Here is a 21,140-nt window from a genome sequence, read left to right on the forward strand (position 1 = left end):
CGACGGATCTGCCTCTTCCCTGGGTGGGCCTTGGTCGAACCGGGGTGGATTGGGATGGACCCGGGCCGTCGTGCGCCTCGGGCTGTTCCTCGGCGGGTCTCACACCACATGCGCCTCGGGGCGGAGCCCGGCGCCGGCCCGGAACCGGTCGGCGCTGAGCGGGGATACGTCTACGAAGGGCGTACGGCCCAGATACAGATCACGCACGATCTCGCCGACCGCGGGGGCCTGCAGGAAGCCGTGTCCCGAGAACCCGGTCGCGTAGAGAAAGCCCGGCAGTTGGCCGCTGCGGCCGATCAGCGCGTTGTGGTCCGGGGTGACTTCATACAGTCCGGCCCAGCCGCCCGCCGTCTCCAACCCGGCCAGTTCGGGGGCGCGTCGGCGTACGGCGTCCCGGAAGAGGGTGAGCCACTCCGGGGTCCAGGCGGTGTCGAAGCCCTCGGCCTGACCCGGGTCGGCGAGGCCGAAGAGGAGCCCGTCGTCGCTGTTGTGGAAGTAGGCCGTCGAGGCGAAGTCGATGGTGAAGGGGATCCGGGGCGCCGGGGGCGACAGGGGCCTGGTGAAGGCGAGTTGGCGGCGCACGGGGCGTACCGGCAGGTCGACACCGGCCAGGTCGCCGATCTGCCCCGACCAGGCGCCCGCCGCGCAGATCACCGTGGAGCAGGCGATCGGCCCGCCGTCGGTACGCACGGCGGTGATCCGGTCTCCGGCTGTTTCGATGTCCGTCACGCGCGTGCGGGTGATGAGCCGGACACCCGCACGGGCCGCCGCGTCCGCGTAGCCGTGCACGACCAGACCGGGGCGGGCATGGCCGTCGGCGGGGGAGTACGTACCGGCCACAAGGCCCTCGGTGCTCAGATACGGGCAAAGGCGCCGCGCCTCGGCCGGATCGACCATGCGGCTGGGAACTCCCAGATCGTTCTGGATCCCGACGCCGGTCTCGAACTCGGCGGCCTGCTCCTCGCTGGTGAGCAGGAACAGATAGCCGACGGTGTCGAGCCGGATGTCGGCGCCGGGGCGGCGCGGGAAGTCCTGGAAGGCGCGCAGACTGCGGCTTCCCAGCTGGATGTTGAGGGGGTCGGAGAACTGGGCGCGGATGCCGCCGATGGGTTTGCCGGAGCTTCCGCAGGCGAGTTCGTCGCGCTCGATCACGACGATGTCGCGCACTCCGGCCTCGGCCAGATGGAAGGCGATGCTCGTCCCCATCACACCGCCGCCTATGACGACGACGTCGGCGGCCGGGGGAGGCGCACCCGGTGGGGCGGAACGCGTGTCCGGCGGCGCAGCGGGCCGGGGCCTGGGCGGGGTCGGCTGGGACGGGAACACGAGGCAGGTCCCTTCCAGAGACCGACGCCGCGGCCCGTGCAACAGACCGATGCGCGCGGCCGATGCACGACGTCGGCGCCGGAGGGCGTGACGTACTGATCAGCTGTCTGCCCGCCATCGTGACGCACCCCGGCCGCCGCCGTCCATGACGCCTCGGGGCGGCCCCGCCCCGCAGGGCGCTGTCAGCGTCAGCCGGAAGCGGACGAGCGCTCCCCGGAAGCGGACGAGCGCCCGCGGATTCCGTCCAGGAGATACACGGTGCGGCGGTCGTAGTCGTCCCGGTGAGGCCGCTCGCCGTGCTTGAGGGCGAGGGCGTTGTCGACGACGAGTGCGTAGAGGTCGCCCGCCGTGAACTCCGGCCGCAGCACGCCGGCGGCCCGCGCCGCCGCGACGAGCTCTTCGTTGGCCTCGCTTCCGACCCGGCAGATCTCCATGAGCTGCCGCGAGTCCGGATAGGTCTGCAACAGGACGTCGTTGAAGGCGGGCTGGCGGTACTGGAGGTCGCGGATCGCGGTGAGGTAGTACGCGATCCGCTCGCCGATGCCGTCGATGGTGCGAGTGCGGTCGATGAGGGCGAACAGCTCACTCGCCACGACCTCTTCGATGACGGCTTCGATGAGGCCGATCCGCCCGCCGAACCGGTTGAAGATCGTGGCCTTGCTCACCCCTGCCGCCTTGGCGACCTCATCCAGCGGCACCGTCAGGCCCTGTCCCTGGAAGGCGCCGATCGCGGCAGAACGGATCTGTTCGGAATTGCGGCGGGCGTCGGCGCGCAGCCGGGGCGTAATTTGACTCACCGGGTCAGTTTACCTACGGTCGTGATCGGATACGAAACTGACCCCACGGGTCAACTTAAGCGAAGGGCCCAGCCATGATCGTTGTCACCGGTGCCACCGGCGGGCTCGGCGGCGCCACCGTCGAGCGCCTCCTCACGCGCGTACCCGCCGACCAGATCGGTGTCAGCGTCCGCGACACCGCCAAGGCGCGGCACTTCGCCGACCGCGGCGTGCGGGTGCGCCAGGGCTCCTATGAGGATCCGGCCGCGCTGCGGCACTCCTTCGAGGGCGCCGAGCAGGTCCTTGTGGTCTCCGGCGGCGCCCCGGGCGACGACATCGTCAGCCTGCACCGCAACGCGATCGAAGCCGCGGTGGCGGCCGGTGCCCGGCGGATCCTCTACACGAGCCAGCACGGCGCCGTCCCCGGCAACCCGTACGCGCCGTCGGAGATCCACATCGCGACCGAAGCGATCCTCGCCGGGACCGGAGTCGCCTGGACCGCCCTGCGCAATGGCGCCTACGGCACCCTGGACCAGGTACTCGGACCGTGGCAGCGGACCGGTGTGATCGCTCAGCCGAAGGACGGCCCCGTCCCCTACGTCGACCGTGACGAGGTGGCCGAAGCCACTGCCGTCGTGCTCGCCGGTGACCGCACCTTCGACGGCCCCGTCAACCTGACGGCACCGACCGCCGTCACCTTCGACGACTTCGCCCGGATCGCCTCCGATCTCACCGGCAGCACCGTCAAGCGCATCGTCGTGGACGACGAACAGTGGATCGCCGACCAGATCGCGGCCGGTGTGCCGGAGCAGGTGGCCCGGTTCCTGCGCGGCTGGTACGAGGCCGGCTGTGCGGGCTACTTCGCCGAAGCCGACCCGCTCCTTGCCGAACTCCTCGGCCGCGAGCCCCGCAGCGCCGCCGACCGCCTTGCCGCCCAGATCGCCGCCTCTGGTCCGCCGGCCGATCCGAAGCGAACCGCCTAGCGGTTGCGCTCGTCCTTGCCGCGGCCCTTGCCGTCCAACAGTCGCATTCCGCCCATGAGTTCACGCAGGCAGCGCACCGCGAGATCGGCGGGGGAGCCGGTGCCGGTCGTCGGGCCGTTCGTGTGCGCCCAGGTCTCCAGGGCGATCCGGATCGCGTCGGTGGCGGCGGCCGCGGCGAGACGGGTGGTGAGGGCGTCGGCTCCGGTACCCGCCAGGCGTGCGACCACGGGCACGAGTTGCTCCTCCGACTCCTGGTTGACCCGGTACCAGACGGCCCGCAGCGCCGGGTCGCCCGCGGCCGCGCGGAGCAGCCCGCGGGTCTGCAGCAGTCCCTCCTTCGCCCGCTCATCCGGTACGGACAGGGCTTCGGTGGCCGCGTTCTCCAGGGACTCGGCGAGCGGTACGCCGGGGTCGGCGGCCGCGAGCAGGGCCCGCCACCGGTCCGCGCCGCCCGCGAGCAGGGGGCCGATCGCGTCCTGCTTGTTGCGGAAGTAGCGGTAGAAGGTGCGCAGGGCGACGCCGGCGTCCTGGGCGACCTCCTCGGCCGTGGTGCCGTCGGGGCCGCGCTCGGCGAACAGCGCGGCGGCCGCGCGGGCGATGTCCAGCTGCGTGGCGGCCTTGCGGCGCTCGGTGAGGGAGGGCTTGGGGGGCGTGGGCGGCTGTTTCGGGGGCGTCGGACGGTGACTGCTCACGGCCCGCAGTTTACGCCGCGCACGCCAGAATGGCGCAATCTGTCGTGATGGCAAAATGTGCCATCCGGGCGTACGGTGGCAGCCGGTCGGCCGTCCGGCCCCACACATGGCACGCATGCACCACCGGGAGAGATCATGAACCGCTTCGAAGGCCGCCGCGTCCTCATCACCGGCGGCGGTTCGGGCATAGGCCAGGCCACCGTTCACCGTGTCCTGGCCGAGGGCGGCCGTGTCGTCGCCGCCGACATCGACGAGGCGGGCCTGAAGGCGACCTTCGCCGCGGCCGCCGAGGCCGGCGGCGCGGACCGCCTCACCACGGCGCTGCTCGACATCGCGGACGAGGGCTCGGTCAAGAAGGGTGTGGCCGCCGCCGTCGACACCCTCGGCGGCCTGGACGTGGTGGTCAACGCGGCGGGCATCCTGCGCTCCTCGCACACCCACGCCACCAGCCTCGCGTTCTTCAACCAGGTCATCGCGGTCAATCTCACCGGCACGTTCCTGGTGATCCGCGAGGCGCTCGCGCCGCTCCTGCGCGGCGACAAGCCGGTGATCGTCAACTTCTCGTCCACGTCGGCGAGTTTCGCCCACCCCTACATGGCGGCGTACGCGGCGTCCAAGGGCGGCATCCAGTCGATGACCCACGCCATCGCGAGCGAATACAGCAAGCAGGGGCTGCGCGCGGTGTGCGTCGCACCCGGGTCCATCGCCAGCGGGATGACCGACGCCAGCGGCACCAGCGCCGCGAACGCGGGGCCCGGTCTGCCGGAGGACGCCGACATGAGCCTCTTCGCCAAGCTGGCCCCGGCCATCGGCCAGGGTTTCGCCGGGCCCGAGTCGGTGGCCGGTGTGGTCGCGATGCTGGCCGGTGAGGACGGCGCGTTCATCACCGGCACCGAGATCCGCGTCGACGGCGGCACCCACTTCTGAGGCCAACGCCCGCCTGGAACCCGAGCAGCAGATACCCGCAGGGTGCGAGGGCCCGGTGGAACTCGGCGAGGGCGCGCCGCAGTTGGCTGTACGGCGGATGGATGACCGAGTGGCAGGCCACGAGCCTGACGGTGTCGGCGGCGACGGTGTCGTAGAACACTCGGGTGGCGGTCGGGAAGTCAGGTTCGCTCACGCCCGGTCCCGTTGCCCAAGCCGGTGATCCAGGCCGTCGCCGTCCTCAGCCGTGCCCGCGGACTGTGGCCCTCAACCCTCGTCCTCGTCCCGCACGTTGAGCCCGTGCCGCCGGGCCACCCGCAGGGCGTCCTCCAGGTCGTCCTGGGCCACGGCCAGGGCGTACGGATCGTCCTTCGCGACCGCGGCCGCCACCTTGGCCCGTGCTTGCTCGACGCGTTCCAACAGTGCCTCCGCGTACCCGCTCACGAGTCATCTCCTCCTTCGCGCGGGCCCGTCGGCGGGCCCGGAGCGCGCGTTCACCCGCCCCTGAGCGGAACGTACCCGGAGGCGGGTGCACTCAGCGGTGGTTACGGGGGTGATTACGGGCCATACGTTCATTTCCGTGCTTGTAGGCCCCGGTCCAGCGGGCCATGACCAGCTGGGCGTCGCCCGAGCGCACCTCCGCCCGGAACTGCTCGGCGCGGGCACCCCGCAGTGTCGCCGCCGTCCGGCCGTGGTGGGTGATGAGCACGGTGCCGTCGGCGCGTGAGTCGTAGGTGAATCCGTGAGGGCGGGGCATGGGCGGATGCTATGCCCGGTCCGCCGGGCACCGGTACGGGTTTTTCGCCCCACGCGCGCGTGCCGCGCTCGGGCGACCAAGCGATCAGGCGAGGGCGAGCCGGGCCCGTACCCGCTTGCCGCCGGCGAGCTGCTCCACGGTCACTTCGCGGCACAGGGCCTGGACGATCTCCAGGCCGTGCCGGGTGGGGCGAGTCGCGTCGGGGCGGGTCGGTGCGGGCAGGCCGGGGTCGGTGTCCCACACGCTGATGGTCAGGGCGTCGCCCGTCAGCTCCAGTTCGAGGACGCAGGGGCCGGCGGCGTACTTGATCGCGTTGGTGACGAGCTCGGTGACCACGAGCCGGGCCGCGCCCAGGGCCTCGGCAGTGACGGTGAGCGCGGCGGCCGAATCGAGGTGCTCGAGGAACTCGGAGACCAGCTCCCTGGCGCTCGCGGCGGTGTACGCACGGCTTTCGAAGGCCGCACCCGCGTAGGTGCTGATCCCCGTCGTCATGGTCGCGGCCCCTCCTCTGAGTTCCCCGGCGCCGCACAGCGTGGCTGAGCGGTCTCAATGTGCTGGTGAGCCGTGGCTACCCCATGGAACCCGGGCCATGCATGTCGCACCCGTCACAGAAGGCCGGGAATGAGGACCGGGTCGGGCGGTGGTGCGGCCGGACCGGACGGGTCAGCTGTCCATCCAGCGCCGTACGGCGGCGAGAGTGTCCTCGGGGGAGGTGTTGAAGCAGAAGCGGATGCCCGGGACGACCTCGGTGAGAACGTTCACGAGCCGCTCGAAGAGGAGGGTGTGCTCCGGCATCATCCGCACCCCGCCGCCGATCATCGCCAGACCGAACGACTCCTTCTCCAGGCACTCGCGCAGTACCGCTTCGGCGGCGTCGGGCGAGGGCTCGACCAGACACTGCACTCCGTCGAACCCGGCCTCGCGCATCGCGTCGCCCGCGGCGTCGACCCGGGCGATCAGCGTCTCCCTGTCGATCTCCGGAGACATCTTGCTGTAGTCCAGTGTGCGCGGATCGAGCCCGACCGCCACCACACGCTTGTTCACGGGCGGTTGAACGCGCTGCGGCTGCTGCGACATCTGCGGATCTCCCCTGTCTCGCCTGTGCGTGCCTCCGGTCGGTCCGAAGCCTCGCACACGTCCCGGAGGGTGAGGAGTCCGGGCGGTGTTCGCGCCGACCGGCAGCCGCAGCCGCACACCTGGAAATCGCACACAGTGCCTGGACGTCGCTGTGCTGCGTGGAACGCGGCGGCCGCTCGATACCGCATGAGGCGAAACGGAGTTGGACGTTTCGCCGTTTCTACCGCAGTGACGATTCTGCAGGGGATGGTGAGTCGGTCCTGGCCGGCGTGGACAGCGCCGTGCGGAGCATGTGTCGAGCGGGAGCAGGGGAGTGCGCAAGCACCAGCAGGGGGCAAAGGGGCGCAGGACAGGGCGAGCGGGGGCCCGCAGGGCTCTCGTGGGCCGGGACGGTGAACTCGCGGCGGTGCGCGGACTCCTCGCCGCGGGCCGCCTGGTCACCGTCGTGGGCCCGGCCGGGGTCGGCAAGAGCAGCCTCGCCGCTGCGGCCGTCTCCCGGTTCAAGAACGTGGTGCGGGTGGCCTGTTGGGAGGAGGGGCCCGAGCGGCGCCCCACCCTGCACGCCCTGAACGAGGCGCTCGGCGCCGACCCGGAGGCCGGTCTGCCCGCGGCCGTCGGCCTGCTGCGCGGCCGGCGCGTCCTGGTCCTCCTGGACGACTTCGACCCCGTGCACGCCGAGTGCATCCACCTGGTCCAGACTCTGCTGCTGCACGTGCCGGGCCTACGTGTCCTCGCCACCGGACGCCAGCCGCTCGGCCTGGGCGACGAACAGGTACTCCGCCTGCGGGCCCTGCCGGTGACGGCGCCCGACGGCGGCGACGGACCGGCCGTCGAGCTCTTCTTACGGCGGGCCCGTGCGGCCCGCCGCGGCTTCACCGCAGAGGGCGCGGACCGCGACGCCGTGCGCGCCCTGTGCGTACATCTGGAAGGGATGCCGCTCGCCCTCGTCCTGGCGGCCGCCCAGGTGCCGCGGATGGCGCCGGTGCGCCTGGCGCAGCTCATCGAGGCGGGGCAGTGCTGGCTGCGCGCCGATGAACTGCCGGTACGCCGGCACCGCTCGCTGCGGGCCGCGATGGAGGCGCAGTACGCGCTGTGCGACCGCACCGCCCGCCTGGTGTGGGCCCGGCTCTCCGTCGCCCGGGGCGACTTCGCGCTCGACGCCGCCGTCTTCCTCTGCCAGGGAGGCGGTGTCCTGCCCCACGACGTGCCGGCCTGTCTGGCCAGGCTCGCCGCCGCAGCGATCCTGGAACCCGTGCGGGAGGCGGGCGGCGTGCTGCCGCCGCGCTACCGGATGACCCGCGTGGCCCGCGACTTCGGCACCGAACGGCTGCACGCGGCCGCCGAGAGCGGCGCGGCCGACGACCGGCATCTGCTCTGGTACAGCCGCCTGGCCACCACCGCCCACGATCTGTGGCGCGGCGGACAGCACGCCCGCGCGACGCTCCTGATACGCGACGAGGCCGCCAACATCCAGGCCGCCCTCGGCCGTTCACCGCGGGACGCGACACAGGCCGATCTCGCCGTGAGCATGGCCCTCGACCTGTGGTTCTGGTGGGCGGTGTGCGGCAACGCCGCCGACGGCCGTGACGTACTCGACCGGCTGCTGCCGCTGTCCGACGAAACGAGCCCGCTGCGGGCCCGGGTGCTGTGCCTGACCGGCTGGCTGGCCGCCAGCACCGGGGCCGAGGGTGCGGAGGGCCTCCTCCGGCAGGCGTGGACGGCCGCCGTCATGGCCGGAGACGTCGCCACCGTAGGTCATGTCGCCCATGTCCAGGGCATGGTGGCGCTCTGCACGGGCGACGCCGAGCGTGCCCTCGGGCTGCTCAGGGAGGCCGTCCACATGGTGCCCGCCGACCCCGTGCACGGCCCGCCCGCCGCCCTGAGCCACCTTGCCCTCGGCATCGCGCACGCCCGTGGCGGCGAACTCGCCGAGGCCCTGCAGTGCATCCGCTGCGCCCTGAGCCAGCCGGCCGCACGCCGTGACCTGCTGATCCGCTCCCTCGGCCAGTACGGCCTCGCTCTCGTCGACCACCTGAAGGGCCGCCGCAGCCGTGCCTGGCGCCGGGCCAACCGGGCCCTGGCCCTCGCCACCTCCCTGGGCAGCCCCTCCGCGACCCGTGCCATCGAGCGGCTGCTCACCGACATCGAACGCGGCCCGAGCGGTCCCGGCGGTACCCCGGTCCTGCCCCCGGCCTGCGGGGATCTGGCGCCCGGCGCGGCCGGCGGGTGAGCGACCCATGGGGTGCTCCGGCCTTCAGAGGCGGCGCAGCTTGAGGGTGTTGTCCGAGCGTGTGGCGGGCTGTCCGTCGGGGTCGGTCGCCGGTCGGTCGTAGGTCTCGCTGACGAGGATCTCCCAGTCTCCCGGGGGCAGTTGGAGCGACTCGTACACCTCTTCCGGAGTGGCGAAGTGGACGGACGGGTCGGGCTCGGTCACCCAGGCGGGCCAGGCCGCGTGGCCGACGACGAGGAGCACACCACCCGGCGCGACCGCAGCGGCCGCCCTGCGCAGCACTTCCTCGCGGGGAAGCTCGACGGGGGACTGCAGGAAGTGGGCCGAGACCAGGTCGAAGCGGCCCTGCGGGAACGTCCGGCCCAGGTCGTGCTCTTCGAGCGTGACGCGGTCGGCGACGCCAGCCTCCTCAAGGGCGGCGGCGGCCCGCCGCAGGGCGGTGGAGGAGATGTCGGTGGCGGTGACCTGCCAGCCCTGCGCGGCGAGCCAGAGCGCGTCGCCGCCCTCGCCGCAGCCCAGGTCGAGGGCCCGGCCCGGAGCGAGCCCGGACACCTCGCGGACGAGTGCGGAGTTGGGGCGGCCGCTGAAGAGCCGATCGCCGCCGGCCTGGTAGCGGGCCTCCCAGAAGTCCTTGGGGGAGGGGGTGTCGGTGGGGGCGGGGGTGGTTCCGGATTCCGTGTGGGCGTGGGTCATGGCTTTCCTTAAGTGATGGGGAAAGGGAGAGGGCGTCAGAGGCGGAAGGGGCGGTGAGTGTGCGGGCGAGGGCTAGAGGCCGTGGCGGCCGACGCCGATGACCTTGTCGCACACGGCGCGTTCATTCGCGGGGGAGAAGATCACGGAGAGCGGGTCTCCCGCAGCACCGGCCGCGCGGCGGGCCGCGACGGCCCGGCCCGGAGTGAGGCCGCCGCTGAGGGCTGCGGCGCCGCCTCCGGCCACCACGACGTCGTACCGCCCCGCTCCGCCCTGCACGTGCCCGGTCTCTTGCCCGGCATCTCTGCGATCTCTGCGCTGGCTCATCGCGCTACCTCCGTTCGATGTCGCCAACGGTGCGTCCGCTCTCCCCGCCTTGACAAAGTTCTTTGCCGGAGCGGCAAATGGATGGAGAGGCCGGGGGACCGGCGGACCGGGCGGACGCCGGACGGACGAAGGACAGGTGCGATGAGCGACGACGCGGCGGAGCAGGACATGGGCGCGGGGGAGGGCGGCGGCGACCTGGATCACGTACTGAGCGAAGTGGGTCCGCGCCTGCGTGCCCTGCGCCGTTCCCGCGGCACCACGCTGTCTCAGCTCAGCGAGGCGACCGGCATCTCGGTGAGCACCCTCTCCCGCCTCGAAGCGGGTCTGCGCGAGCCGACCCTGAAGCATCTGCTCCCGCTGGCCAAGGCGCACGGTGTGCCGCTGGACGACCTGGTCGGCGCCCCGCAGACCGGCGACCCCCGTATCCACGCCAAGCCCTTCACCCGGCACGGCCAGACCTGGATCCCGCTCACCCGCTATCTCGGCGGACTGCACGCGTACAAGCAGATCCTGCCCGCCGCCCCGAACGCCACCCGTTACGGCCCGGACGGCCGCCCCGCCCAGGGCAGTCACGAGGGCTACGAGTGGCTGTACGTCCTCTCCGGCCGTCTCCTGCTGGCCCTCGGTGAGCACGATCTGATCCTCACCGCGGGCGAGGCCGCCGAGTTCGACACCCGTACCCCGCACGGTGTCGCCAACGCCGGTGAACACCCCGTGGAATGGCTCGCGTTGTACGGCCCCCAGGGCGAGCGCATGCACGTACGCGCCCGCCCTTCCGCCGGCTGAACCGCGGCTAGGAGCAGCGCCACACGGCCGGAGGCCCGTAGCCGATGCCGTTGGTGGTGTCCTTCACGCTGACGCCGCCGACGGTGCCGTCGTCGCCGACCGCGCTGGGAATGTCGCCCTTGGCGCCGACCCGGCCGGTATAGGTGCCGAGCTGCCAGACCTGGAAGCCGTCGTTGTTCGGCTCGTACGAGTTGAGGCTGGTGGTGTAACCGACGATCATGCCGCTGGAGTTGATGCGGTACTCAAAGTTGGGGCCGACCGACTGCGGCAGCAGTTTCGGAGTTCCGTCGCTCTCCCACAGGACTCCGACGCGGCCGCCTCCGCTGTAGTCGCCGGCGGCGACCACCCGGCCGTTGGACATGTCGTCCGGGAGCAGGCCGTAGAGCACGCCCTCCGGCTTCTTGAGTTCCACCGTGCCACCGTCGGGGCGCCGCAGGATGTCCTTGCCGTTGCCGTCGGTGTACACGACGGATCCGTCACCGTCCCCGACCCGGACGTAGGACTCGTCGGGCAGAGTCGTGACGACCTGGACCTCGCCGGGGCGGTCGCTCGGCCAGCGCACGAGGACCTTCTTCTTGGCGTCGCCGTTCAGCTCGTAGGAGTAGCCGGTGATGTCGCCGTCGGCGGCCATACCCAGGGCCTTGGAGCGCTTGTAGCCCGCCGGCTGCGGCAGCGGCTCCATCTTGCCGTCCCGGTTGACGTAGACGAGGTTGGACGTATAGCCGAACCAGTTGACGGATCCGTTGGAGACCACGGCTCCGGCACTGTTCCGGTCGATCACCGTCATGTAGATGATGTTCGAGTGCTCGTACGTGGTGGCCTTGCCGTCCTTCCAGGAGGTCACCTGCGGGAGCACATTCGTCTGTGACTCCGGCCGTGTCCCGCCGGCCGCGCCGCCCTGGCCCGTCGCCTGCACCTCGCCGTAGGCCTTGCCCGCCGGCAACGGCAGCAGGGTCTTCGTCCAGGAACAGGCGGCGGCCGTCGCGGCTTCGGGGGCCGCGACGGCCTGGGCCATGCTGGTGGTGGTGACGAGGACCGCGGTGGTGGCCGCCACGCCGAGTATGCGAGATCTCATGCCTTCCCTTTCGGTGGTCGTTCCGTACCGACCTGCCGACCTTCTTATGGGCATTTGCCGAAGGGGAATGAATCAGGTTCTTTATAGGGGTAATTCCGGCACGTTTTAGGGGGAACTTTCCTCAGGCTCCGGCCGCGAATCCCCAGAACTCCCGCATGATCACCGGAGGTTGGGGGCCGGTCATCTCGCGCTGGGTGAGGAGGATCGTGACCGTGCCCGTCGACGGCACGATGTGGGCCGTGGTGCCGGTGCCGCCGACCCAGCCGTAGCGGCCGGGCACGTTCCACGGCTGTGTGGGCGCCACGTCGACCGAGCCGCCGTAGCCCCAGCCCTGCCCCTCGATGAACAGCGCGCTCGCCTCGCGCTGGGCCGGGGTCAGCTGGTCGGTGGTCATCTGCCGTACGGACGCGGGCGACAGGAGCCTGCGGCCCGAGGCCGTGCTGCCGCCGGCGAGCAGCATGCGGGCGAAGGCGTACCAGTCGTCGACGGTCGAGACGAGGCCGCCCGCGCCGGACGGGAAGGCCGGCCGCCGGGACCAGTGGCCGTCGGGGGTGTCGATCAGTTCCAGGCCGTCGCCGGCCGGGCGGTAGGCGGCCGTGAACCGGTCGCGCTTGCCGGCCGGCACCGTGAATCCGGTGTCGTCCATGCCCAGAGGGCAGAAGAGCCGCTCGGTGAGGAACTCGGGCAGCGAACGCCCCGACGCCCGGGCGATCAGGACGCCCTGGATGTCCGAGCACGTGTTGTAGAGCCAGCTCTCACCCGGCTGGTGCAGCAGCGGAATCCGGGACAGGGCCGCCATCCACGCGTCCGGCGCCGGTACCGAGTGCGGTTCGGCCGGGCCCTGCTTGAGCACGCTGAACAGCGGCGCGACCGCGGGCAGCGAGAAGTCGGAGGGAAATCCGTATCCCGCGCGGAAGGTGAGCAGATCGTGCACGGTGATGGGGCGTACGGCCGGAACGACGTCGTCCACCGGACCGTCCGGGGTGCGCACGACGACCGGCGACGCCAGTTCGGGCAGCCACCTCTCCACCGGGTCGTCGAGCGCGATCGTGCCGTCCTCGACCAGCATCAGCACGGCCGCCGCGACCAGTGGCTTGGTGGTCGAGGCGATCCGGAAGAGGGAGTCCCGTGCCATCGGTGTGCCGTCCTCGAGGTCGGTCCAGCCGGCCGCCTGCACCTCGACGTCGTCGCCGTGCGCGACGAGCGCCACGGCGCCGGGCACCGATCCGCTGCTGACATGTGCCTTGAGGAAGTCGTGGAGGCCGGTGGCGGTCATGGGGGCCTGCTTTCGTGCGGGGCGGGAGTGGTCTCCTATTTCGGGGTCGCTCATGCCGGGGGTAGACCGTCTCCGCCCCGCCAGCTCATCGCTCGGTCCTGAGCCGCACGCCCGATCGCTCAGCCCTGAGCCGCACTCCCACCACCCCGCGGCACGACCATCGAAAGGACCGTCGGCAGCGGATACCAGTCCGCGGACACCACGCTCGCGTACCGCCCCGCAAGGAGCGTGACGCGGTCGCGGGCCTGGGACTCGGTCGGGCGGACCGCGTCGATGGCGGGCGGCACGTTGTGGGCGTCGGTCATGACCAGGAAGTAGTTGCGCTCGCCGTACCAGCGGGGGTCGACGGTGCCGTTCGCGTACGCGGACGCGTCGCCGTCGAAAAGGACGAACCAGGGGCGCAGGGACGCGTCGCTGTAGCGCTCGCGGGGATCGCCCGCCTGCGCCTTGTGGACCGCGGGGAAGGCGGCCGCCTGGCGCAGCCGGCCGGCCGCGGCCAGGTTGCGCAGGTGCGTGGCGTACTCGCGGTCGGTCCACAGTTTGTCCGCCGGGTTGCCCTCCTCGACGGTGCCGGGGATCAGCTCGACGAGGAACTTGCCCGCCAGATCGGCGCGTTGGGGCCATCCGCCGGCCCGTACGGCCGCGTCGAGGGTGGCGTGTCCGCCGGCCAGGTCGGCGGGCCGGTACAGGGCGTCGCCCAGCTTCGCGCCGAGGAGCGCGTCGAGGTCGGCGGGCCCGCGCCCGTTGTTGGCCTGGAAGCCGTCCTTGAGCTCCACCTTCAGGAGGACCGGGCGGTGCCCGGGGTGCGCGTCGTGCCAGGCGCGGATGTCGGAGAGGCAGCCCGCCAGGTTCTGGTTGCGCGGTTTGGTGCGCAGCTCGGCGGCGGACGAGGCGTTCTCGCAGTTGTTGTCGTTGCCGAGCGGATTGCTGTGCGAGACCCGCCACGACGAGCCGAACACATTGGTCCACACGTCGAGTTCGAGCATGGCCGCGCCCGAGTCCAGGGCGTCGGCGAAGTACGGGTACTTGTCCTTCTCGTACGCGTTGTGGACACCGACACCGGTGGTGGTGCCGTACGACGTGGCGGCCGCGGGGGCGGTGGTGTCGGCGGCGCCCTCGGCCCGCGCACCGGCCGCCGCACCCACCGCAAGTCCGGTCACGGCCACCGCCGCGAGCGTCGTACGCACCGTTCGCTTCATGCTGCTCCTCCGTCACGGCCGCCCGGGCGGCACCGTCTGTCACCCCAATGAGGCGGCAGCGTAAGGCAGTTGGGTGACGGACGGTAGAACGGCGGATGTGGGGGCGGGTGTGCGGGAGGGCAGGCGGGTGGATGCGGGCGAGAGCGCGGGCACGGTGCCGCTCAGTGCGGCGGACCGCTCCCGAGCGCCCGTACCGCGTCGAGGATCAGGTCCCAGAAGGCGTCCGCGTCGACCTCCACCGCGACATCCGCGTTGGGCGGGCGGCCCGTGACGCCATGCAGATCGACCACCGTGGCACCGCGCGTATGCAGGCCGGCCAACTCCACGGCGACCGCGGCGGGAACGGTTCTGACCACCTGCGGGGCGATGAGGTGGGCCACGGTCAGCGGGTCGTGCAGGGGCGGCACGGGAAAGCCGAAGACCTGGTGATAGCGGTCGGCGAAGAAGGTGAGGAGATCGGTGCAGATACGGGCGAGGGGAGTGCCGAGCGCCGCGAACCGCGCCACCACCTCGGTGGTGGCCAGGGCCTGATGGCTGGCGTTGAGCCCGACCATGGTGACCGGAAGGCCGCTGGAGAACACGATGTCCGCGGCCTCCGGGTCGCAGAACATATTGAACTCCGCCGCCGGAGTGGTGTTCCCACGTTCCGTGGAGCCGCCCATCAGCACGATCCGCTCGATCCGCGGGGCCAGTTCGGGGTGGGCGAGCAGCAGCGCGGCGACGTTGGTGAGCGGTCCGGTCGGCACCAGGGTGACCGGCACCGGATGCGCGAGCAGCGTGTCGCGGGTCAGGGCGAGCGCGCCGCGTGGGTCGAGCGGCACGACGGGTTCCCCGAAGTCGGGCCCGTCGAGGCCTGATTCGCCATGGATTCCCGCCGCCACCGGGGCGATTCCATGCAGCGCACGGTCGCGCCCCGCCGCTATCGGGACCCCCTTGATCCCCGCGGCCGTACAGACGCGGCGGGCGTTGAGGGTGGTCTTGGCGAGGGTCTGGTTGCCCGCGACCGTGGTGATCGCGAGGAGGTCGATCGCGGGGTGCGCCGCCGCCAGCATGATGGCGAACGCGTCGTCGTGCCCGGGGTCGCAGTCGAGGATCACGGGGAGGCCCATGGGGCACCTACTCCCCGCCCGGGTGCGGTGGTACGCATCAAGGCTGTCCGCATCAAGGTGGTACGCATCAAGGTGGTCCGCATCAAGGTGGTCCGCATCAACTGGTGTCGGCCCAGGCGTGGTTGATGGGTCGGCGGTCCGCGGCGGTGCCCGGCTCGTGCCGTCGTGGCTCAGGGGCGGGCGGCGAGCCGGCCCGACGCCTCGCCGCCCGCCGACAGGGGTCGCGCGATCGATTCGAGGGAGCGGCGCTCGGCGGCGACCGCCAGGAACGCGGCGACCACACCCGCGGCCGTCATGACCCCGGCCCCCAGCTGGAAGGCGAGCACGGTGTCCACGACCCGCCCCGACTCCGTGAGCCGGGCGAAGATCAGGGGCCCGGTGATGCCGCAGGCCGCGGTCCCCACCGCGTAGAAGAAGGCGATGGCCAGTGCCCTGGTCTCCATCGGGAGGATCTCACTCACCGTCAGATACGCGCTGCTCGCCCCGGCCGACGCGAAGAACAGCACAACGCACCAGCAGGCCGTCATCGTCGAGGCCGACAGATGACCGCCGTCGAACAGCCACGCCGTGCCGAACAGCAGCAGCCCGCTGGGCAGATAGGTGCCGGCGATCAGTGGCCGTCGCCCCACGGTGTCGAAGAGCGGCCCGAGGAGCAGCGGTCCAAGGAAGTTGCCCGCCGCGATGACCGCGAAGTAATAGCCCGTGCGGTCGGGCGGGATGTCGAAGAACGTCGTGAGGATCGCGCCGTATCCGAAGGTGATGGCGTTGTAGAGGAAGGCCTGCCCGATGAAGAGGGAAAGCCCGAGGACCGTGCGCCGGGGGTAGGAGCGGAACACGGTGCGGGCGACGGTCAGGAGCCCGATCGACTCCCGCTCCCGGATGGTGATCGTCCCCTCGGGCTCGGGCAGCGCGTGCCCCGTCTCCTCGGTCACCCGCCGCTCCACATCGGAGACCAGCCGGTCGGCGCCATCGCCCCGGCCCGTGGATGAACATCCAGCGCGGCGACTCCGGCACGTTGCGGCGTACGAGCAGGATCACCAGGCCGAGGACGACGCCGAGGCCGAAAGTGAGCCGCCGGCCCAAGTGGGCGGGAAAGACCGAGGTGTTGAGCATCAGGACGGAATGAAGCGCGCCGCCGATCGCGCCCAGCCAGAAGCTGCCGTTGATGATCAGGTCGACCCGGCCGCGGTAGGCGGACGGGATCAGCTCGTCGATCGCCGAGTTGATGGCCGCGTACTCGCCGCCGATCCCGAACCCGGTCAGGAAGCGGAAGGCGAAGAACCACCAGGAGTGGAAGGAGAGCCCGGTCAGGGCCGTGGCCGCCAGATATACGGCGAGTGTGATGAGGAAGAGTCTCTTGCGGCCGTAGCGGTCGGTCATCCGGCCGAAGAACAGCGCTCCGCAGCAGGCGCCCGCCACATACAGGGCCGCGGCGATCCCGGTGCCCTGCCCGGCGCTGATGTCCAGGCCGCTGCCCTCCTCGGCGAGGCGCCCGGCGATATTGCCGACGACGGTGACTTCGAGGCCGTCCAGGATCCGTACGGTGCCCAGGCCCACCACGATCATCCAGTGCCAGCGCGACCACGGCAGCCGGTCAAGGCGTGCGGGGACGTCGGTGGTGACGGTGCCGGGCTCGGGCCGGGGCGTGGCCGGCTGTGCGGGCATGGGCTCACCTCTGTGTCGCGCCGCGGGAGAGGGCCCGGTGACGGGTGCCCGCGCCGTGACCGGGGGACCCGGCGCGATCGCCGACGTAAGCGTTTACGTGTCGGTGTCCGATGAGGTAGCTTCGGCGGCCGGAAGCTGGTGGACGGCGGCCGGTGGACGGCGGCCGGTGTACGGCAGTGGGCGTACGGCGGCACAAGTGCGGGGAGGGCGCGGGCGGATGGCGACGATGGTCGATGTGGCGCGGCGCGCGGGCGTCTCCGTGGCCACCGTCTCCCATGTCCTCAACGAGACCCGGCCGGTGCGCCCCGCCACCCGCGACGCCGTGCGCGCCGCCATCGACGAACTCGGCTACACGCACAACACGTTGGCGCGCTCGCTGGTGACCTCGCGCACCCACTCGATAGGGCTCGCCGTCTCCGCGATCAGCAACCCGTACTTCACGGAGATCCTTCAGGGAGTCGAGTCCAGCGCTCTGGAGCGCGGCTACAGCCTGCTGATCGCCGACCCGCACGACGACCCGGAGCACGAGCTGAAGGCGGTCAGGCTGCTGCACGAGCGCCGTGTCGACGGCGTGATCGTCGCACCGTCGGCGCGGCCCGACGCCCTGCTCGGCCATCTCGGCCGGTACGGGATTCCCGCCGTCTTCCTGGACCGTCTCGTCGACGCCGGCCACGACCAGGTCTGCGCCGAGAACGAGGAGCCCGTCGCCCGGCTCGTCGGCCATCTCGCCGAGTCGGGGCACACCAGGATCGGCCTGGTCGCCGGGCTGCCGGGCCTTTCCACCACCACCGAGCGCGTCGCCGGCTACCGCGCGGGCCTCGCGCGGGCCGCCCTGCCGTACGATCCCGGACTCATCGTCGGCGGCAACTCCCATGCCGAGGGGGCCGAAGCGGCCACACACCGGCTGCTCGGCCTGCCGGAGCCGCCCACCGCCCTGGTCACCGGGAACAACACCATGACCATCGGGGCGCTCGGCGCCCTGCGCGCCGCCGGGCTCGCCGTGCCCGGTGACATCGCCCTTGCCGGCTTCGACGACTTCTCCTGGGCCGATCTCTTCGAGCCGCGCCTGACCGCGATCGCGCAGCCCGGCCGCGACATCGGCGCCACCGCGCTGCGGCTGCTGCTCGACCGGCTCGCCGAACCGGACCGCGCGCCGCGCACCGTACGGCTGCCGTGCACGTTCGTGCACCGCTCGTCGTGCGGCTGCGGCAACTGAGCCGTACCCGTCCCCGGACCTGCACCCGCCCCCGAACCGCAACAGCCGCAACAGCCGCAACAGCCGCAACAGCCGCACCAGCCGCACCAGCCGCACCAGCCGCACCAGTCGCGTCAGAAAGAGGCACCTCATGATCGTCGTCGCCGGCGAAGCCCTCATCGACCTCGTCCCCGCGGGGCCCGCCGCCGAGAACGAGCTGCCCGCGCTGCTGCCCAAGCGCGGCGGGGGCCCCTACAACACGGCCGTGGCCCTGGCCCGGCTCGGCTCGCCCGCGGCGTTCTGCTCCCGGCTCTCCACCGACCACTTCGGCGCGGCGCTGCTCGGCGCCCTCGCGGCCGACGGCGTCGACACCGCGCTGGTGCAGCGCGGCGATGAGCCCACGACGCTGGCCGTCGCGCATCTCGCCACCGACGGCTCCGCCGCGTACAGCTTCCATGTCGAAGGCGCCGCCGACCGTCTCTTCGAACTCCCCGAGCGGCTGCCGGAGTCGACGCGCGCGCTGTCGTTCGGCACGTGCTCCCTCGTCCTGGAGCCCGGGGCGAGCGCCTACGAGGAGCTGATGCACCGTGAGGCGGGACGCGGCACGTTCACGGCACTCGACCCGAACATCCGCGCCGGACTGATCGCGGACCCCGCGGCCTACCGGGCCCGGTTCCGCTCCTGGCTGCCGTCCGTGTCGCTGCTCAAGCTGTCCGAGGAGGACGCGGCGTGGCTCGCGCAGTCGGACGACTTCGCAGCCTCCGCCAAGGAGTGGCTCGCGCACGGCCCGGACGCGGTGGTGCTCACCCGGGGCGGCGCGGGTCTGACGGTGTTCACCCGCGACGGCCGTGAACTGTCGGTGCCCGGCGAGCGGGTGGAGGTCGTGGACACCATCGGCGCGGGCGACACCGTGAACGCCGCCCTCCTGCACCGCCTGGACACCCACGGCGCCCTCACCGGCTCCCGCGCCCTGGACGGCGAGCAGTGGCGCGACGTCCTCGCCTTCGCGGCCCGCGCGGCGGCGGTCACCTGCTCGCGGCCGGGGGCCCAACCGCCTTATGCGGCCGAGCTGTCCGCTGCGTGAATCGACTGCGTGAATCGGCCGCGTGAGTCGGTGCGTGAATCGGCGGCATGAAGCGGCGGCATGAAGCGGTCGGGCGGCTTCCGGCTGAGGGGCCGTTTCCGGTCATGCGCCGCGTGCCTGGCCGGTGAGTGAACTCCCTACGTCGTTTCACGGCCCGGCGGGGCCAACAGTTGCGGGCCAGTGGTGGGGAATACGCATTCACGTGCGGCGCCAATTCGCCCGGCGCGGACTACCGTGACGTCACCCGAAAAGGGACACCCGCTTCGGGAGGTCCTATGACGCAGGTTCCCAGTCCTATGACGCCGGGTCCCCTGACGCAGGAGAGAGCCGCCGCGCACCGGCGGACCAAAATCCTGGCCGGTCTCCTCGTCCTGCTCCTTCTCGTGGGCCTCGCGGTGACTTTCTTCGCCGTGCGGATCTGCGACGAGAAGCTGACGAGCAAGGGGACAGTGGTGGAGGTGTGCCGCCACTCATCGAGTGCGGATCCGCCCATCGTGGCCATCGGCCTGGCGGTCATCGCGCTCCTGGCCGGGGTGTTCTTCTCGGAGGTCTCCGCCTTCGGAGTGACCTTCCGGCGGCAGCTGGAAGCGGTGCAGGAGGCGGCCGAAGAGGCGAAGGAACAGGTCGAGGAGTGCGGCCGGACGACGGAAGAACTCAAAGAGGCACTCGAAGAAGCGGAAGCAGATCTGCACGAGGGATTCACGCGCGTTCTCGCCGAAGAACTCGAAAGCGAAGCCGGACCCGGACCCGGACCCGGACCCGAGGAAACCCCCCCCGACGTCATCGGGCAGCTGGCCCACGAATACAACGCCGCCCGTCTCACGATGCCGAGCGGAGGCAAACGCAGTACGGCGATGACGGAGATCGTCGAGCGTATGAAGGGCGAACTGCGCGGGCGTGCGGAACTCGACCCGGTGCCCTACCTGGAGTCCACGGACCGCGGTTTACGGCTCGCCGGTTATGCCGCCCTCTGCGTGCGCGCCAACCCGGAGTTGGTGCCGCGCCTGGTCGATCTCGCCATCCGCGAGGACAAGCCCTTCGGACAGCTGTGGGCTCTCAACGCGCTCGACAAGCAGCTGACGTTCTCCCCGTTCGCACTCGACCAGGCGTCCGCCGCCGGCCTGCGGCGATTCCTGGGGACGATCCCCGCCCGGTCCGACCGGTCGAACCGGATCCGGAACATCCTCGCGCGGTACGCGCCGCAGGCCCTCTGATACCTGGCGCGAGCGCCCGAACAGGACGCCGCCGAGACCGAGGCCGATCAGGCCGCCCGCGATCTGGGCCGCGACGAAGCCCGGCAGGGAGGCCGGGGAGATACCGGTGAAGGAGTCGGTGAAGGCGCGTCCGACGGTCGCCGCGGGGTTGGCGAACGAGCCGGACGAGGTGCACCAGATGGCGGCCGCGATATACGCCGCGACCGCCACCGGGGTGAGCTGGGGCCGGCCGATGCGCGTCAGGCCGTAGATGAGGAGCACCAGGCCCGCCGTGGCGACGACTTCGCTGAGCAGCAGGCGGTCACCGATGCGTTCCCGTGTCGACCAGGCGATGACCGTGCGCCCGAACATCGCCTCGGCGAGCAGCGCGCCCACGACCGCCCCGGCGAGCTGCGCGCCGACATAGGCGCCCGCGTCCCGCCCGCTCGGGCCCGAGCCGTCGCGTCGCCCCGCCCACCAGGCGGCGAGCGTCACCACGGGGTTGAGATAGCCGCCGGACAGCGGCCCGAAGAGGATGATGAGAAGCCCCAGGCCGATGGCGCTGGCCAGGGAGTTGGCCAGCAGCTGGATCCCGATGTCGGGGCTGAGTTCGGCGGCCTGGATACCGGATCCCACGACGATGGCCACCAGGGCCGCGGTGCCGGTCAGTTCGGCGGCGGCACGACGGAGCAGCGGGGCAGGGCTGAGCAAGGTCTCTCCTCTCCGAGGGTGCGCGGAATGGCATCAGGTGCGGTCATTTGTGTCACCTGCATCGC

21 protein-coding genes and 1 pseudogene are annotated in these 21,140 nt (G+C 71.8%); 6 read left to right on the forward strand and 16 right to left on the reverse strand.

The window, feature by feature from the left end; all coding sequences use genetic code 11:
- Positions 1-99 precede the first annotated feature (99 nt).
- Together ACFQVC_RS06615 and ACFQVC_RS06620 are read right to left on the reverse strand one after the other, a co-directional pair.
- Complete coding sequence (locus ACFQVC_RS06615; protein ID WP_381828278.1) at positions 100-1,221, reverse strand: NAD(P)/FAD-dependent oxidoreductase; 1,122 nt, start codon at positions 1,219-1,221, stop codon at positions 100-102.
- Positions 1,222-1,514: 293 nt separating this feature from the next.
- A complete protein-coding gene (locus ACFQVC_RS06620) occupies positions 1,515-2,123 on the reverse strand; it encodes a TetR/AcrR family transcriptional regulator (RefSeq protein ID WP_381827518.1) in 609 nt (202 codons plus the stop codon).
- A gap of 74 nt (positions 2,124-2,197) precedes the next feature.
- On the opposite strand from ACFQVC_RS06620, the gene ACFQVC_RS06625 reads away from it, so the two are divergent.
- A complete protein-coding gene (locus ACFQVC_RS06625) occupies positions 2,198-3,085 on the forward strand; it encodes an NAD(P)H-binding protein (protein WP_381827520.1) in 888 nt (295 codons plus the stop codon).
- Here ACFQVC_RS06625 and ACFQVC_RS06630 read toward each other — a convergent pair.
- On the reverse strand, positions 3,082-3,777 hold the full coding sequence (locus ACFQVC_RS06630; protein WP_381827522.1) for a TetR family transcriptional regulator: 696 nt from the start codon (positions 3,775-3,777) through the stop codon (positions 3,082-3,084). The two genes, ACFQVC_RS06625 and ACFQVC_RS06630, sit on opposite strands and share 4 nt — an antisense overlap.
- 135 nt (positions 3,778-3,912) lie before the next feature.
- On the opposite strand from ACFQVC_RS06630, the gene ACFQVC_RS06635 reads away from it, so the two are divergent.
- A complete protein-coding gene (locus tag ACFQVC_RS06635) occupies positions 3,913-4,704 on the forward strand; it encodes an SDR family NAD(P)-dependent oxidoreductase (RefSeq protein ID WP_381827524.1) in 792 nt (263 codons plus the stop codon).
- A gap of 264 nt (positions 4,705-4,968) precedes the next feature.
- On the opposite strand, the gene ACFQVC_RS06640 is transcribed toward ACFQVC_RS06635, so the two are convergent.
- The 4 genes from ACFQVC_RS06640 to ACFQVC_RS06655 form a co-directional block, all read right to left on the reverse strand.
- The gene (locus tag ACFQVC_RS06640; protein WP_381827526.1) at positions 4,969-5,145 is read right to left on the reverse strand and encodes a hypothetical protein; all 177 of its coding nucleotides are present in this window, start codon (positions 5,143-5,145) and stop codon (positions 4,969-4,971) included.
- Positions 5,146-5,236: 91 nt separating this feature from the next.
- Positions 5,237-5,458, reverse strand: coding sequence for a hypothetical protein (locus tag ACFQVC_RS06645; RefSeq protein WP_381827527.1), 222 nt, complete (start codon positions 5,456-5,458; stop codon positions 5,237-5,239).
- An 84-nt stretch (positions 5,459-5,542) separates the two neighbouring features.
- Complete coding sequence (locus ACFQVC_RS06650; protein WP_381827529.1) at positions 5,543-5,950, reverse strand: ATP-binding protein; 408 nt, start codon at positions 5,948-5,950, stop codon at positions 5,543-5,545.
- Positions 5,951-6,121: 171 nt separating this feature from the next.
- Complete coding sequence (locus tag ACFQVC_RS06655) at positions 6,122-6,535, reverse strand: hypothetical protein (protein WP_381827531.1); 414 nt, start codon at positions 6,533-6,535, stop codon at positions 6,122-6,124.
- A gap of 313 nt (positions 6,536-6,848) precedes the next feature.
- Here ACFQVC_RS06655 and ACFQVC_RS06660 point away from each other — a divergent pair, with 313 nt between their 5' ends.
- Entirely contained in the window at positions 6,849-8,765 is a 1,917-nt protein-coding gene (locus ACFQVC_RS06660; protein WP_381827533.1) for an ATP-binding protein, read from the forward strand.
- Between the two features lie 24 nt (positions 8,766-8,789).
- Here ACFQVC_RS06660 and ACFQVC_RS06665 read toward each other — a convergent pair whose 3' ends face one another.
- Complete coding sequence (locus tag ACFQVC_RS06665; protein ID WP_381827535.1) at positions 8,790-9,458, reverse strand: SAM-dependent methyltransferase; 669 nt, start codon at positions 9,456-9,458, stop codon at positions 8,790-8,792.
- A 72-nt stretch (positions 9,459-9,530) separates the two neighbouring features.
- Positions 9,531-9,782, reverse strand: coding sequence for a hypothetical protein (locus tag ACFQVC_RS06670; RefSeq protein WP_381827537.1), 252 nt, complete (start codon positions 9,780-9,782; stop codon positions 9,531-9,533).
- Between the two features lie 168 nt (positions 9,783-9,950).
- On the opposite strand from ACFQVC_RS06670, the gene ACFQVC_RS06675 reads away from it, so the two are divergent.
- A complete protein-coding gene (locus ACFQVC_RS06675; RefSeq protein WP_381828280.1) occupies positions 9,951-10,568 on the forward strand; it encodes an XRE family transcriptional regulator in 618 nt (205 codons plus the stop codon).
- Between the two features lie 7 nt (positions 10,569-10,575).
- On the opposite strand, the gene ACFQVC_RS06680 is transcribed toward ACFQVC_RS06675, so the two are convergent.
- The 5 genes and pseudogenes from ACFQVC_RS06680 to ACFQVC_RS06700 all read right to left on the reverse strand — a co-directional run bounded on the left by ACFQVC_RS06680 (position 10,576) and on the right by ACFQVC_RS06700 (position 16,892).
- A complete protein-coding gene (locus ACFQVC_RS06680; RefSeq protein WP_381827539.1) occupies positions 10,576-11,643 on the reverse strand; it encodes a hypothetical protein in 1,068 nt (355 codons plus the stop codon).
- Positions 11,644-11,764: 121 nt separating this feature from the next.
- The gene (locus ACFQVC_RS06685; RefSeq protein ID WP_381827541.1) at positions 11,765-12,919 is read right to left on the reverse strand and encodes a serine hydrolase domain-containing protein; all 1,155 of its coding nucleotides are present in this window, start codon (positions 12,917-12,919) and stop codon (positions 11,765-11,767) included.
- A 119-nt stretch (positions 12,920-13,038) separates the two neighbouring features.
- A complete protein-coding gene (locus ACFQVC_RS06690; protein WP_381827543.1) occupies positions 13,039-14,118 on the reverse strand; it encodes a phosphatidylinositol-specific phospholipase C domain-containing protein in 1,080 nt (359 codons plus the stop codon).
- 161 nt (positions 14,119-14,279) lie between these two features.
- Positions 14,280-15,227 carry a nucleoside hydrolase gene (locus ACFQVC_RS06695; RefSeq protein ID WP_381827545.1) on the reverse strand — a complete coding sequence of 316 codons (948 nt, stop codon included), beginning with the start codon at positions 15,225-15,227 and terminating at the stop codon, positions 14,280-14,282.
- Between the two features lie 170 nt (positions 15,228-15,397).
- Positions 15,398-16,892, reverse strand: a pseudogene (locus ACFQVC_RS06700) (MFS transporter).
- Between the two features lie 217 nt (positions 16,893-17,109).
- Here ACFQVC_RS06700 and ACFQVC_RS06705 point away from each other — a divergent pair.
- Complete coding sequence (locus tag ACFQVC_RS06705; protein WP_381827547.1) at positions 17,110-18,108, forward strand: LacI family DNA-binding transcriptional regulator; 999 nt, start codon at positions 17,110-17,112, stop codon at positions 18,106-18,108.
- Between the two features lie 130 nt (positions 18,109-18,238).
- Positions 18,239-19,171 (forward strand): carbohydrate kinase family protein, encoded by a 933-nt coding sequence (locus ACFQVC_RS06710; RefSeq protein WP_381827549.1) that lies wholly within the window; start codon positions 18,239-18,241, stop codon positions 19,169-19,171.
- A 470-nt stretch (positions 19,172-19,641) separates the two neighbouring features.
- On the opposite strand, the gene ACFQVC_RS06715 is transcribed toward ACFQVC_RS06710, so the two are convergent.
- Positions 19,642-19,971: a hypothetical protein gene (locus ACFQVC_RS06715; protein ID WP_381827551.1), complete on the reverse strand. Its 330-nt coding sequence runs from the start codon at positions 19,969-19,971 to the stop codon at positions 19,642-19,644.
- Between the two features lie 144 nt (positions 19,972-20,115).
- The gene (locus ACFQVC_RS06720) at positions 20,116-21,075 is read right to left on the reverse strand and encodes an aquaporin (protein WP_381827553.1); all 960 of its coding nucleotides are present in this window, start codon (positions 21,073-21,075) and stop codon (positions 20,116-20,118) included.
- Positions 21,076-21,140: the final 65 nt, after the last annotated feature.

This window comes from Streptomyces monticola (assembly GCF_042665355.1).
Classification (GTDB): Bacteria; Actinomycetota; Actinomycetes; order Streptomycetales; family Streptomycetaceae; genus Streptomyces; species Streptomyces monticola.